Source organism: Nostoc sp. DedSLP04 (assembly GCF_034530775.1).
Classification (GTDB): Bacteria; Cyanobacteriota; Cyanobacteriia; order Cyanobacteriales; family Nostocaceae; genus Nostoc.
In genome coordinates, this window is sequence record NZ_JAVRCL010000062.1 from 10,427 (window position 1) to 25,603 (window position 15,177).

At 41.2% G+C, this 15,177-nt stretch carries 11 protein-coding genes and 1 pseudogene; 11 read left to right on the forward strand and 1 reads right to left on the reverse strand.

The genetic code is table 11. From position 1 onward, the window contains the following. Window positions 1-398 precede the first annotated feature (398 nt). From RMX89_RS27480 to RMX89_RS27515, 8 genes and pseudogenes are all read left to right on the forward strand, one after another. Window positions 399-590 carry a hypothetical protein gene (locus tag RMX89_RS27480; protein WP_322691151.1) on the forward strand — a complete coding sequence of 64 codons (192 nt, stop codon included), beginning with the start codon at window positions 399-401 and terminating at the stop codon, window positions 588-590. Window positions 591-757: 167 nt separating this feature from the next. Beyond that, window positions 758-886: a hypothetical protein gene (locus tag RMX89_RS27485; RefSeq protein WP_322691152.1), complete on the forward strand. Its 129-nt coding sequence runs from the start codon at window positions 758-760 to the stop codon at window positions 884-886. Between the two features lie 59 nt (window positions 887-945). Then, window positions 946-2,259, forward strand: coding sequence for a cytochrome P450 (locus RMX89_RS27490; protein WP_322691153.1), 1,314 nt, complete (start codon window positions 946-948; stop codon window positions 2,257-2,259). Then, window positions 2,243-2,458: pseudogene (locus RMX89_RS27495) on the forward strand (hypothetical protein). The gene RMX89_RS27490 and the pseudogene RMX89_RS27495 overlap by 17 nt, the downstream one beginning before the upstream one ends. Window positions 2,459-2,641: 183 nt before the next feature. After that, window positions 2,642-5,638: a UPF0182 family protein gene (locus tag RMX89_RS27500; protein WP_322691154.1), complete on the forward strand. Its 2,997-nt coding sequence runs from the start codon at window positions 2,642-2,644 to the stop codon at window positions 5,636-5,638. A gap of 769 nt (window positions 5,639-6,407) precedes the next feature. After that, window positions 6,408-8,432 (forward strand): bifunctional metallophosphatase/5'-nucleotidase, encoded by a 2,025-nt coding sequence (locus RMX89_RS27505; protein WP_322691155.1) that lies wholly within the window; start codon window positions 6,408-6,410, stop codon window positions 8,430-8,432. Between the two features lie 4 nt (window positions 8,433-8,436). Next, complete coding sequence (locus tag RMX89_RS27510) at window positions 8,437-9,327, forward strand: isopenicillin N synthase family dioxygenase (protein ID WP_322691156.1); 891 nt, start codon at window positions 8,437-8,439, stop codon at window positions 9,325-9,327. Between the two features lie 770 nt (window positions 9,328-10,097). Continuing rightward, window positions 10,098-10,481, forward strand: a complete 384-nt coding sequence (locus tag RMX89_RS27515; RefSeq protein ID WP_322691157.1) for a hypothetical protein — start codon at window positions 10,098-10,100, stop codon at window positions 10,479-10,481. 171 nt (window positions 10,482-10,652) lie between these two features. On the opposite strand, the gene RMX89_RS27520 is transcribed toward RMX89_RS27515, so the two are convergent. Then, window positions 10,653-10,931 (reverse strand): hypothetical protein, encoded by a 279-nt coding sequence (locus RMX89_RS27520; protein ID WP_322691158.1) that lies wholly within the window; start codon window positions 10,929-10,931, stop codon window positions 10,653-10,655. Between the two features lie 524 nt (window positions 10,932-11,455). On the opposite strand from RMX89_RS27520, the gene RMX89_RS27525 reads away from it, so the two are divergent. From RMX89_RS27525 to urtA, 3 genes are all read left to right on the forward strand, one after another. Beyond that, window positions 11,456-12,595 carry an FAD-binding oxidoreductase gene (locus tag RMX89_RS27525; RefSeq protein ID WP_322691159.1) on the forward strand — a complete coding sequence of 380 codons (1,140 nt, stop codon included), beginning with the start codon at window positions 11,456-11,458 and terminating at the stop codon, window positions 12,593-12,595. A gap of 160 nt (window positions 12,596-12,755) precedes the next feature. After that, a complete protein-coding gene (locus RMX89_RS27530; RefSeq protein WP_322691160.1) occupies window positions 12,756-13,178 on the forward strand; it encodes an ester cyclase in 423 nt (140 codons plus the stop codon). Window positions 13,179-13,788: 610 nt separating this feature from the next. Further along, window positions 13,789-15,105: an urea ABC transporter substrate-binding protein gene (gene urtA / locus RMX89_RS27535; RefSeq protein ID WP_322691161.1), complete on the forward strand. Its 1,317-nt coding sequence runs from the start codon at window positions 13,789-13,791 to the stop codon at window positions 15,103-15,105. Window positions 15,106-15,177 lie beyond the last annotated feature (72 nt).

The window sequence follows — 15,177 nt, forward strand, 5'->3', positions numbered from 1 at the left end:
AACTAAGATATTTAGCTTATCTTAACTAAGATATTTAGCTTATCTTAACTAAGATATTTAGCTTATCTCAACTAAGATATTTAGCTTATCTAGCTTTCAGGCATTTTTTTTATGTTTTGGTGATGAGAGTAATCACTCATGAAGTAATCGTAAAATGAGTAGTTCACTACTTTCAAAAAATATTTTTTCTTGACGTAGCTACTCATAATATCTGCTAAATTACTGTTATGTCTTCAACTAAATTATCAACCCCTGCTTTGTTTAAAGCAGGGGTTGAAGGGTTTGCTAGTGCTTGCATTAGCTGAGTGCCATCAGCTAATACTGCATAGCGTTACTTTTTAAGGTTTAGATGACAGGCAAATTCACACATTCCCGAAAAGAGGACGGTGAGACCAAATATGAAAAAACAAATTAAGGACGCCTTAGATAGAGGCGTTATTATGCCTGCACTCACTACTATTTTAGTATGTGGTGCGCTAGGTTTGGCAATTGCCGATGCAGGAAGCCGTCCGGCTTACTATAGCCTAGTTCAAACAGTGATTATTACTTACTTTCGGATACCAGGAAAATCTGACAATGGAGGTAAGTAGGTAGTCGTAAAAACCTGAGAATAGGCGGGCATCCTGCCTGCCTACTCACTTTTAACTTGTTGAGAGTGCGATCGCGCTCCGGCTGGTTGCAGCGCTGCACGTTGCGGTAACTTCCGACTTCAACTTACAACTTCATCAGCTAGTTGGTGGAAGTTGGAAGTTAAGAGTTGGAAGTTAGGAGTTGCGATGGCTACGCCCGCCGCAGGCATCGCACTCCGACTGCATCAGAATGTGCATTGATGACCGTTGCAGTTTTCGTTGCACCTAAACTGCGATCGCCAATGAGCCGACGGTGAGTAACTTGTTAAGATGATGTTGACTCAAAATCAGTCACAGCAAACCATCACTTAGAAGCATGAAGCATCTGTCAGACTACAACTTCTTCAATCCAGAAGTGCTTGTGTGCCCTTATGAATTCTACAAGCTGGCACAGGAGCAAGCACCAATTATGGAGCTACCAAGTCCCACAACGGAAGCAAAACTCTTTCTTGTTACTCGCTATGACTTAGCGATCGAAATTCTTAAGGATACAAGAGTATTCTCTAGCAATTTCTCGGCTTTACTAGCTGGCAAAGAACAACACGATCGGGAGTTGCAGAAAATTGCTGCTCAAGGCTGGCCTCAGATGAACACCCTACTCACAGCAGATCCACCAGAACACGAGCGATTTCGCTCGCTGGTGAATAAGGCGTTTACCTCGTCGCGTATCAACAAAATGCGTGACTTGATTGAGCAGATTGTTGATGAACTGATTGACAGCTTTATCGATCGCGGCAAGTGTGAATTCGTCAGTGAGTTTGCCGTACCCTTACCGCTCAAAGTTATTGCTCAACAGTTAGGTGTGCCGCAAACAGATTTGCCGAAGTTCAAGCAATGGTCTGATTCTTTTATTGCGCGTTTAGGCCAGATACTTTCTAGAGAGCAAGAGATTGAGTGTGCTAAAGATGTTGTCGCTTTCCAGCATTATTTTCGTGATGTCATAGAGTCACGCCAAAAACAGCCTCAAGATGATTTGATTACTGACTTGGTACAAGCAAAAGTGGATGGAGAGCGATCGCTCGACACTGCTGAACTACTGAGTATAATTCAGCAAATATTAGTGGCAGGCAATGAGACTGTCACCAGTGCGATCGCAGGTGGGATGTTGTTGCTGACAAACAACAAAGAGCAGATGAAGTTGGTACAAACAGATATTTCTCTGTTAGAGAACTTTGTTGAAGAAGTTTTACGAATGCAAAGTCCGACAGCAGGAATGTGGCGAGTTGTGACGGAAGATACAAAGCTCCAAGATGTCGATCTCAAAGCTAGGTCTTTAGTGATGCTCCGCTTCGATGCTGCTAACCGCGACTCGCTAAAATTTATTGAAGGTGAGCGTTTCGATGTGCGCCGCCATAATGCCAGCAACCACCTATCTTTTGGTCATGGCATTCATTTTTGCTTGGGCGCCATGCTTGCTCGTAAGGAAATGCAGATTGCATATCAGCGTTTGCTGCTACGCCTGAAGGACATTCGCTTGGCACAAGAAGGATACCAATATTTACCAAATGTACTCATGCGGACACTAAAGCACCTCTATATTGAGTTCGACAAGGCATCAGGAACCACCAGTTCAGTAATAAATACTACTAGAATTTCGATAGGAGGTAAAAACAATGCTACGAACCATTGAAGGAATTTATAAAAATGGCAAAATCGAACTAGCTGAAAAACCACAAGGTATTACTGAAAGCAAAGTCTTTGTTACTTTCTTAGAAACAAAACCCATCACTTGACCAGAAACTATTATGCAACATCAAGGTGTAGTAAAAAGTATTATTTTTGAGTCCTATCGAGACGAACTGCTACCACCTAACGAAATCGAGTTTTAATGATGGGTTATTTACTCGCATAATTACGGCGCTTATGTTGCCTACCCCACAAGAGTTATATAAATTTTAGATATGCAAACTAGATGTGGTTTAGCTTTTTGTTGTAACATCTAATGTTCGAGAATTTCAAAGAGTAAACGGTTTGCAAATAGAAAATTGGCGTTCTTCTTAAATTACATATCAATGTATTGGAAATGGGGCTTTAGGCTATTAATCGGATTTTTGGGGCTGTGGCTACTGTTGGATCTGGGTTGCCGTTTGGGAGCAGAGATTTTTTGGTTTCGGGAAGTCGGCTATCTGCAAGTATTTTTGTTGAGGCTGCTGACTCGTGGTATTTTGTGGGTAGTCGTGGCTGGGATAACTGCTGCCTATCTACTGCTAAACCTGGCTTTAGCACAACGGCTAAAATATTCCCAGTCTTTAAAGATTGAGCAAGCAGAACTCAACAGTGAATTAACAAATTTTTTCAGTCCTAATTATCTAAGACGCAACGAAACCCGGATACTTACGCCACAACGCCCTCAAGCATTAAAATTGCGCTGGTTATTACCCTTAACTCTGATATTGAGCTTGTTAATTGGGTTAATGTTGGCTCACTATGGTCAAATTGCTCTTTTTTACTGGCATTCTTCAGTTAATCAGGCTATTCTACCCGTTCCCGCTCTATTTCGACCGGAGACAATCTGGCAACTTTTGAAGCAGATTTTCTCTCAAGTCTGGTATCTCGGTTTAATTGGGGGAGTAGCGATCGCCATCTTAATCTATCCGCAATTTTTACTGACTGCGATCGCAATTCTCTCCAGTCCCATTTTTGCCTTCATCATCTTTCGACACTGGCCAAAGGTGTTGGAATATTTGCACCCTACACTTTTCAACAGCACTGAGCCTTTATTTGGTCGAGATATCAGCTTTTACGTATTTTCCTTACCTTTTTGGGAACTGCTAGAACTCTGGCTGATGGGTTTATGTTTGTATGGCTTCGTCGCCGTTACTCTCACTTATCTTTTGTCGGCAGATAGTTTGAGTCAGGGGATTTTCCCTGGTTTTTCACCCCAGCAACAGCGTCATTTATTCGGTATGGGTGGCTTGTTGATGCTGGTAGTGGCTTTTAGTTATTGGCAAAGTCGCTATGAACTGGTGTATTCTAGCCGGGGAGTGAGTTATGGTGCTAGCTATACGGATGTGACAGTCCAGTTGCCAGCTTACACGGTTTTGGGGATTGTGGCAGTAGCGATCGCAACTTACCTCCTTTGGCGAACGTTTTTCTGGAAATCCAAATCTCGGTATCGTCGCTTTTTCTTTTATGGGTTAGGGGTTTATTTAGTATTAGTTGTAGCTGCTGATGTTGTTTTACCCACTGTGGTGCAATATTTAATTGTTCAACCTAATGAGTTGCAACGAGAGCAACCTTACATTCAGCGGACTATTGCCTTAACTCGTCAAGCATTCGATTTAGAGGCGATTGATTCTAGAAGCTTCAACCCGCAAGGAACACTGACTGAAGTTGATATTCAAAAGAATGCCTCGACAATTCGGAATATTCGCCTCTGGGATGAGCGACCACTTTTAGAAACCAACCGTCAACTGCAACAAATTCGGCCGTATTATCGTTTCCCCGATGCCGATATCGATCGATATACTCTCAAAACAGATCAACCTTCACCTCAGCCGCCAAAACCTAAGCAGGAAGCAGTTGACTCAACAGAACGGCGGCAAGTATTAATTGCCGCGCGAGAATTAGACTACAGTGCCGTACCACAGGAAGCTCAAACATGGGTTAATCGCCATTTAATTTATACCCACGGTTTCGGGTTTACTGTTAGTCCAGTTAATACAGTTGGGCCGGGTGGTCTACCAGAATATTTTGTTAAAGATATTAGCGGTAATAGTAGCGCTCTCACAACTTCTAATCAAGCCGTTCGTGAAAGTATTCCCATTGGGCAACCCCGGATTTATTACGGTGAGATTACCAATACTTATGTAATGACTGGCACAAGAGTTAGAGAGCTAGACTACCCTAGCGGTAGTGATAATGTTTACAACTCTTATGAGGGTCTAGGTGGCGTTGAAATCGGTTCAGTATGGCGACGGTGGCTATTTGCGATGTATTTGAAAGATTGGCAGATGGTGCTGACGCGGGATTTTTTGCCAGATACAAAAGTGCTACTGCGACGAAATGTCAAGCAAAGAATTCAAGCGATCGCACCCTTCCTCAAATTTGACAGCGATCCTTATTTAGTCGCTGCTGCTGCTAATCAAGATTTCCCCAGTAATCCCAGTTATCTTTATTGGATTGTTGATGCTTACACAACCAGCGATCGCTATCCCTATTCAGACACGGGTAGCGATGGTATCAATTACATTCGCAATTCTATCAAAGTAGCGATCGATGCTTATCACGGCACTGTAAAGTTTTACATTGCCGATCGAAGCGATCCAATCATTGCCACTTGGTCAGCGATATTTCCCAATATGTTCAAACCGCTCGGTACAATGCCAGTCAATCTCCGCAGTCATACCCGATATCCAGAGGACTTTTTCAAAATTCAATCTGAGCGGTTGATGACTTACCACATGACCGACCCCCAAGTATTTTACAACCGGGAAGACCAGTGGCAGATTCCGAATGAAATCTATGGTAGCGAACCCCGTCCGGTAGAGCCGTATTATTTGATTACTAGTTTACCCACCGGAGACTTTGTTGGCGAAGCCTCTGGTAGAGAAGAATTTCTTCTGTTTTTACCTTATACTCCCAAACAGCGAACTAATTTAATCGCTTGGTTAGCGGCGCGATCGGATGGCAAAAACTACGGTAAGCTGCTGCTATACGTCTTTCCTAAAGAACGCCTGATTTACGGAACAGAGCAAATCGAGGCGCGGATTAACCAAGATCCAGTAATTTCTCAGCAAATTTCCTTATGGAATCGCCAGGGTTCGAGAGCGATTCAAGGCAATTTACTAGTAATTCCCCTTCAGCAATCGCTGCTGTATGTCGAGCCAATTTATCTAGAAGCTACACAGAATAGTCTGCCAACCTTGGTACGAGTAGTAGTTGCTTACGAAAACCGGATTGTCATGACGCAAACCTTAGAACAAGCATTGCAAGGAATTTTTAAACCAGAAGTGACACCAGCGCCGGCGATTATCCGTCCCTTTGAAGAAGCAGCCCCGCCAGGTTAAGTAGGGGCGCAAGACCTTGCGCCCCTACAAATCTATAAATAATTTGGGATAATTTATTTTTTAGAAAAGAATGCAACAAATAGACCATTTGTAGAGACGTTGTAGAGACGCGATTCATGAGCCAGCGCGTTGCGGGGGTTCCCACGGCAGTCGCTCATGGGGGGAACCCCCAAGACCGCGCTGCCTCCCCGTTGTAGCGACTGGCGTCGCGTCTTTACCCAAGGATGTGTTGCAATCATTAATTGAATTGGTATACATATCAGGCGATTTTTTGTATCCCTTGATTCGTGCGATCGCAACTAATGGTTATCACTGGCGATTGCTACATGATTTTTCATTGAGTACAAAAGTCTACTGAAAGTAGAAAAGTTCTTCGCAGTCTTTGCAATTGCCCTGTAAAGGTAGATTATTAATTAACTTTTAATATAAAAGGAGTTAAAAAAGCGCATTTTTTTAACTCTAAGTTCCCTATTTGATTTCAGTTTTTTCATTTGAAAACTTTCCTTTCAAAATTGCAGTGACTTTTTTACATACCCCCAAACTCCTTTTCAAAAGCTGCACATAAGATTCAAATTACCGTGTAATAACCTGATAATCAAGGGGTGATAGAAAACATCCTACTTTTCCTACTTTTCCCACCTTTCTTGCTTTTTATCTATACATAGGCAATTTCCAATCAGATGTGAAGATGAAAAGGAATATTAAAATTATCTTATGAAATATTTATTATGGGATATTTATAATACAGTGATAAGCTAGAAAATTTATTATGTCTTTTTTAAATCGGAAAAGTAAATTTTTCAGTAAGTTTAATCGCCGAGATTTAAAGACTAGCTTGATTATATCTAGCATATTTTTATTTTTAGGAACTGCTGGTGGTGTGGTGCAAGTTAAAACAGCACAGAAGTCAGGGTTCACACTACAACTTTTACATACTTCCGACCAAGAAGCAGGTGTCCCGGCGCTGAAGGATGCACCGAACTTTTCGGCGGTGTTGAATGCACTGAAAAATCAGGATGCTAATCGCGACGGTAAGTCTGATTATCCTAATACCTTAATTCTTTCATCTGGAGATGCTTATATTCCCAGTCCCTTTTTATTTGCCAGTGACACAGCTTTTGGTGGACAGGGGCGGGGAGATATTTTAATTTTAAATGCTCTTGGGTTTGGTGCGATCGCCTTTGGCAATCACGAATTTGATTTAGGTACGGGTGTTGTCGCTGACTTGCTGCGTGCTAAAGAAGATTACCCAGGTACAAAATTTCCCTATCTCAGCGCAAATCTAGACTTCAGCACTGATAAAGACCTGGCAAAATTAGTTACTGCTGATGGGCAAGAGGCAAATAAAATTCCGAATAAAATTGCCCGTAGCACCATTATTACTGTCAATGGTGAAAAAATTGCTGTAGTTGGGGCAACAACTCCCACACTGCGGACTATTTCTTCTCCCGGTGGTGTGACTGTCTTGCCTAAAAAATTTAATGACCGCGATGCCGCAGATATCGCTGCCTTAGCTGCTGAAATTCAAACTTCTGTTGATACATTGCTGACAAAAAATCCAGAGATTAATAAGGTCATTTTGTTGGCACACATGCAGCAAATTGCAATTGAACAAAAGCTAGCAAAATTACTTAAGGGAGTAGACATTATTGTTGCTGGTGGTTCCAATACCTTACTAGCCGACAAAACAGACCGTCTGCGAGTGGGTGATAAATCTGCTGGAACTTATCCAATCATCAAAAAAGCCGCAGATGGTAATCCGATAGCTGTAGTTAATACCGATGGAAACTATCGCTATGTTGGTCGTCTAGTAGTTAACTTTGATGCCAAGGGAGTAATTATTCCCCAAAGCATTGACCCCAAAATTAGCGGTGCTTATGCGACTGATTCCCAAGGTGTAGCAGCTGTAGGTGGGAAACCCGATGCTAAAATTGTTGCGATTACAGAAGTGCTCAAAAAAGTGATTATTGCCCAAGATGGTCAGATTTTTGGGAAAACCAACGTTTTTCTCAACGGCTGGCGGGGTGATGTCCGCACCCAAGAAACCAATTTAGGGAATTTGACAGCTGAAGCTAATTTAGCGATCGCAAAGAGATACGATCCTAAAACTGTCATTTCCATTAAAAATGGTGGCGGTATCCGTGACAATATTGGTATATATACCTTTCCCCCAGGTTCGACTCGCTCGCGGGATGTTATCAAACTGCCACCCCAAGCAAATCCTGTGGCAGGTAAGAAAGAAAAGGAAATTTCCCAACTTGATATCACCAATGCTTTACGGTTCAACAATGGCTTGACTTTAGTAACTTTGAATGCTAAAGAACTACTAGTAATAATTGAACACAGTGTAGCAGGCATCGCACCAGGTGCTACCCCTGGCAGTTTTCCCCAAATAGCGGGATTAGCCTTTAGCTTTGATCCAGATTTGCCAGCAGGTAAGCGTGTTAAATCCCTAGCTATCAAAGATGGAAAAGGCAAAATTATTGATGTAGTGGTGAAAAATGCAGAGTTAGTGGGTGACTCTAATCGCATCTTCCGCGTTGTCACCTTAAACTTCCTCGCAAATGGTGGTGATGGTTATCCTTTTCCTAAAAGAGAACGGGTTGATTTGATATCAAAAGACGCTAAACGTACAGGTTTAGCCACCTTTGCTGCTGATGGTTCTGAACAAGATGCATTAGCAGAATATCTGGCTGCTAACTTTAAACAGATTCCATTTGCTCAGGAGGATGTACCAGCTACCGAAGATACTCGCATTCAAAATCTGAAGCTGCGTAAAGATGTGGTATTTTGAATCAATGGTTAGAATTCCAGTAATTGATTTCACTAATTTTACTAAAGGCAACGCAATAACTCGGCAAGCTGTCATCAAACAAATTTATGAGGCTTGTCATGAAATTGGCTTCATGTACTTGCAAAATTCGGGAATATCAAAAGAGCTAATCGAGGAAGTATTCACTCACAGCAAATCTTTTTTCAATTTAGCTTTAGAAGTTAAGCAAAAACAAGCTTGGAGTGATGAATTTAGTAATATGGGTTACGTTGGGATTGAAAGAGAACGTCTTAACCCCAATCAACCAGGCGATTTAAAAGAGGCATTTAATATCAACAAACAAGCGCTAGGGATAGATGCTTCTCTTGTCACCTTCTACGCTGGTTGTACAGAACTTGCTAATACGATATTACAAGCTTATGCGTTGGCATTGGAATTGCCAGAAGATTTTTTTACTATCAGACATAATCAACAAAATCATACGTTGCGACTATTACACTATCCGCCATTGCAGACACCAGCGAAACCCGGACAGGTGCGTGCTGGCGAGCATTCCGATTATGGCAGTATTACCTTACTTTTTCAAGATGACATTGGCGGGTTAGAAGTACAGACAGTATCTAGAGAGTGGATTGTTGCGCCTGCAATTCCTGATACTGTAATAGTCAATACTGGCGATTTAATGCAACGGTGGACAAATCATCAATTTTGCTCAACTAAGCATCGAGTGATGATTCCCACTGATAAAAGAGTGAATCAGTCGCGGTATTCTATGGCTTTTTTCTGTCATCCTAATGATGATACAGAAATTGCTTGTTTGGAGAGTTGCCAGAAAGAACAATCGCCTATCTATCCGCCTATTCTGGCGGGAGAATATCTTTTACAACGTTTACAAGCAACTTATGGTAATTCGTAATTAAGAAAGTAGACTTCTTGCATAAGTTGAATAGACCCTCCTTTATTCCCCTTTCAAAGGCAGGTTTTTAAGCTTTCGATAAATAGTTGAGAATATTCTCAATTATTGAACGTAGTTTTAAGTTCTCATATCATGTCCGCCAAATTACCTATAATAAAAGAACCCCACCCCCAACCCCTCTACGGTGTACACACAAGTGTTGGTGCAGTGTATCTATCCCGCCTCGGAATAAATTCCGAGTCTCATAACCAAAGTCTTCTAAAAGAAGACTAAACAAGAAATTTAGTTTAGTCCTCTTTTAGAGGACTTTCGCTTATCAGCCCGGAACTTTAGTTCCGGGCGGGATATTTGCTCAGTGTGGGACTTTCATTTGAATAGAAATATTGGGTGAGTAGGATTTTTAGAGATGTGTGTACACCGCGCCTTCACGTTTGAGTATTTCGCGCACTCTGGATCGAATTTTGCCTTCACGTTTGAGTGTTTCGCGCACTCTGGATCGAATTCCGTCTTCCCTGGATCGAATTTTGCCTTCACGTTTGAGTGTTTCGCGCACTCTGGATCGAATTCCGTCTTCCCTGGATCGAATTTTGCCTTCACGTTTGAGTGTTTCGCGCACTCTGGATCGACTTCCGCTTTCACGTTATCAGAAGTCGCCGGAAATTACTTAAATTTTAGGTTTTTAAATAAAAACCAATAATTTTACGTATGACAACTTTTGAAACAATTGTCCATTATAGAGTTATGGTAAATTTGAAAAATAAGTAACAATTATGGCAAGACCAAAACGAAATTTACGTATTCTTAGCAAAGCTGAAACACGTCTAGCAAGCGTTAAATCTATCAATTCAAGTCTAGATGTCGGAGAAGGATTGTCAGTCAAAGATTATACTGGAAAAATCGAAAGCCTGCGACAATCTCTAGAAGCATACAATACTACCCTCTCTACTATTGATGTCTTGCTAACCCAGATCCTTGAAAATGAGCAAGATTTAGCAGATTATTCTGAGCAAATTTTGCGTGGTATTGCTTATAAATTTGGTAAGAATAGCTATGAATATCAGATGGCTGGAGGTATTCGTAAAAGCGATCGCAAGCGTAATGTGCGTAAAAACGTGGTTTCTGCTGTCGGCGAACCCGCACCTACTGCTTTGTAAAGGATTACCAAGAAATAAATTATCCACTCTTGTGGGGTGGACATCTTGTCCGCCCTATGAACTGGGCTCTCGTGTCGCCCACCCCACAATAAAAGTTGTATATTTTTTTATTTATCAGTCCCTAAATCGAATAGAAAAGAGACGTTGCATTGCAACGTCTCGACATTTAGGTTAGTGGATAAGAATCTGGCGGATTAAAATGCTCATCACCTTATCTGGATTCTCGGTGGGTACTAATGGACTCCAGTCTCCAACGCTGGCATAACCAATTACTTGTAAATAGTGGATGGTGCTGGTAACGGCTTTGGCAGAACCAATCAATGTATGTTTTATCGGTTCTCGCCGGGGTAATGGTTGTTGGGTTGGTTGATGGCTGGTGGATGTATCGAAATTTTCCCCAGACAAAAACTGTTTTAACTTGGACTGGGCAGATTCTGGTAATTGTGACATGATGATATTCATACTCCGATATTGGGGTTTATATAAAGGCGATCGCTGTCTTCTTTGCGGGATTTGGCGATCGTCTTTATCGATTTTGGGGTTTAGATAGGGGCGATAGCTGTCTTCTTTGCGGGATTTAGCGATCGCCTCGATCGTATTCTGATACTATTGTATAAATTTATACTTGTCAAGCAGTAGTTGAAAAATTTTTATTAGTAATTATCGAGTTTTAACGAAAATAAATTATGCATAATTTTAGTAATATTAGTTACTGAAATATCTATATAACTGAGTACAAATTATTGTTTTAGGGACTGACAAATAAAAAAACATACAATTTTTCTTGTGGGGTGGACATCTTGTCCGCCCCAAGCCTTGGGCTCTCGTGTCGCCCACCCCACAAGATTGGATAATTTATTTCTTGGTAATCTTCAAGAGATTGATGAATTACTATTACTGTCTTCTCTTTGAGACGCTCCGCGAACGTCATTATCAATTACGAATTACCTTAACCTATTTATAATTTGCAAAATATGAAAACCTACGACTGGATTGTGGTTGGTGGCGGAATTACGGGTGCTACACTCTCTTACGAACTAGCAAAGAAAGGTTTTGCTGTACTTTTGCTAGAACAAGATGTTACACCACAAAATGCAACTCGTTATAGTTATGGTGGGCTGGCTTATTGGTCTGGTAGTACACCACTAACTCGGCGATTGTGCGAAGAAGCGATCGCACATTACCATATCTTATCTCAAGAGTTAGACGCTGATATCCAATTTCGGGAATTAGATTTATTACTGACTATTTCAGCCGATAACGACCCAGAAACAACTGCTGCATCATATAATCATTTTGCCATTCCACCGCGTTTACTCAGTATTCAAGAAGCTTGTGAGTTGGAACCGCAGCTAAATCCAGAGGCGATATCTGGGGCTTTAACTGTCAAACACGGTCATATTCACCCAGAAAAAACAGCACAAGCTTACATCCAAGCCTTTAAGCGGGCTGGGGGTGAAATGCAGATTACCCAAGTATTGCAAGTATTGCAAAATGGCGTCCAAACCACGAATGCAACTTTCCACAGCGCTAATGTTGTCATCTGTGCGGGTGGACTGGGCCGCCAGCTGCTCAAGTCTGCTGGTGTTTCCATCAAGCTGTATTTTACCTACGAAGAAATTATTGAAACCCCACTTGTTGATGTCAAGTTACGCACCTTAGTTATGCCAGCGAATCAGCAACGGTTTCAACTAGAAGCTGAATCTACTCAAGTTGATGAATTGTGGGATGAACTTGGTAATGAGTTAGTACCGCCAATTTTAGATGTGGGTGCAATTCAGTTTCAAGATGGTAGTATCCGCATTGGTCAAATTAGTCGGGCGATCGCAGATCCTCATGCCGAGGTAAACTCAGACGTAAGCGAAAAATGGTTGCGAAAAGGTGCTGGTCAAATTTTACCAGCATTAGAGCATTTACCAGGGACTTGGTATCACTGCTTAGTGGCATTTAGTAGCAATCAACTTCCCTTAATTGGTGCTATCCCAGAATTGGAAGGCGTTCATGTTTTCTCTGGATTTAGTAATCCGCTAGTACTTATACCACCTTTGGCAAAGCGCTTTGCTAATTTTGCAACTGGCAAGGAAGATGAAATTATTACACAAATGCTAATCTAAAAGCCCCGCAGTGAAAAACACAAATATTACTGATGCTGACACATTAAGTGCTGCACTGATTTTAATTCAATCTCAAACTTGGTTAATTGACAATAGTGCAGCTTGTCTGTCTAAATAAATAACTAGAGTTCGCTTAATTTTCAGTAGAGGAACAGCAGCAATGTCTTCCATTGAGGACAACAAAATCATTGCTCAACGATGGATAGAACTTATTAGCGAGCATAAAATTGAAGAAATTTGCGAGATAACCGCCCCGAATTGGAAAATGCACGGTGGTTTACCAGGACTTCCCCTCGGCCCTGAAGGGGTACGCAAACTCTTTGGTTCATTTGGGCCTATCCAGCAGAAATGGACAATTGAAGACGTAATCGCTGAAGGTGACAAAGTTGTTGTGCGTGCGACTAATACCTGCATCCAAGAGAGTTTTCTTGGCATACCAAGTCGCGGCCGTCAACAGACATTTACTGCTACATTCATTCATTATATTGCCGACGGCAAGATCGTTGAAACCTGGCGAAACGCTGACGACCTTGGACGAATTCTTCAGCTTGGCGCACGGATTGAACCAGGAATATCTGAGTAATAGCAGTAGTTGATTAAAACTATTGTTGTGTTAACCAGCTATCTGTTCAGCACAGACCAGAATTTTGAAAACAGATAAGTAGGTAAACATAATTAAATATAAAATAAACTCCTAGTTTGTAGTGAGCGATAATATCATGTCCGCTTGATTGCTTATTAAACCCGAAGAACCCCACCCCGCCAAAGCTATGCTTTGTCTCCCCTCCCCGCAGGCGGGGAGGGGTTGGGGGTTGGGTTCTTTTATTATGGGTAATTTGGCGGACATGATATTATCGCTCAGAGCAAGGATTATCGGGACTAAAGTCCTTACTACAAACTTAAAATTTATTTATGCCTAGATAGTTAGCAGTTTTTAACTGTCTAGAATCAAAGACGTTTCTGGAAGAGAAAGCTTTTGTTTTTCCATAACGTGTTGCATAGATATGAGAATCTTTATAAAGTTAATAAAGCTTAATCTTAAAAAGTTTGTTTTTTATTACAAAAACAAAGATTTTTGTATAATTCGTCACTTTTTACTAGTAAACTATCGCACTATTATCACACTTTAAAGTTTGATATTGTCAGCTTTCTATTAAGTTGGCTGATTCATCTACAGGAAAATTCATACAAAGATGAGAAGACAATTTAACCGACGCAAGTTTATAATCTACGGTTCTTTAACTTTTGGTAGCAGCTTTTTTTTGAAAGCTTGCGCGAATAATTCTCCATCTGCGACAGAAAGTCCAGCCGCACCTCCTGCTGCTTCACCAGCGGCGGCTACTGCTGGTGACACGATCAAAGTAGGTATTTTGCACTCTTTGAGTGGTACGATGTCTATTAGTGAAAAAAGCGTTGTTGATGCTGAAAAATTAGCAATCAAAGAAATTAACGCAGCTGGTGGTGTCTTAGGTAAACAAATTGAAGCAATTACCGAAGATGGCGCTTCTAACTGGGATACTTTTAGAGAAAAAGCAACTAAGCTAATCGATCAAGATAAAGTCGCTGTAGTTTTTGGTTGTTGGACTTCTGCTAGCCGCAAGAACGTTAAGCCAGTATTCGAGAGCAAAAACCACATGCTCTGGTATCCCGTGCAATACGAAGGTCAAGAGTGTTCTAAAAATATTTTCTACACTGGCGCTGCACCCAATCAACAAATCGAACCATCTGTTGATTGGCTGTTAAAAAATAAGGGCAAAGAATTCTTCTTAGTTGGCTCTGACTACGTTTTTCCTCGGACAGCTAATACCATCATTAAAGCTCAACTAGAAGCTTTAGGCGGAAAAACAGTTGGTGAAGATTATTTACCTCTTGGTAACACAGAAGTTACACCAATTATCACTAAAATCAAGCAAAATTTGCCCAATGGGGGCGTGATTTACAACACCTTAAATGGTGATAGCAATGTTGCTTTCTTCAAACAATTAAAAGGGGCTGGATTGACACCAGATAAATATCCCTCCATGTCTGTAAGTATTGCCGAAGAAGAAGTGAAAGCAATTGGTGTAGAGTATCTCAAAGGTCATTATGCAGCTTGGAACTATTTTCAAACAATAAACACACCTGCTAATAAGAAGTTTGTAGCAGCTTTCAAAAAAGAGTACGGTGAAAATCGGGTGACAAATGACCCAATGGAAGCTGCGTATATTGCAGTTTATTTGTGGAAACAAGCAGTCCAAAAAGCTGGTACTACAGACATAGCTAAGGTAAGCGCTGCGGCTTATGGTCAAACTCTAGATGCGCCTGAAGGTAAAGTGACAATGGATGCCAATCATCACATATCCAAAATTGTGCGGATTGGTGAAGTTAGACAAGATGGTTTATTTGATATTGTCTATGCTACTCCGACAGCAGTTGAGCCGGTTCCTTGGAATCAATTTGTGAAAGAAACTAAGGGATTTGCTTGTGATTGGAGTGACCCTGCTAAGGGTGGTAAGTTCAAGAAAGTTTAAGTCATTAGTCATTAGTCATTAGTCATTAGTCATTGGTGAATAACAAAGGACGAATGACAAATGACCAATGAC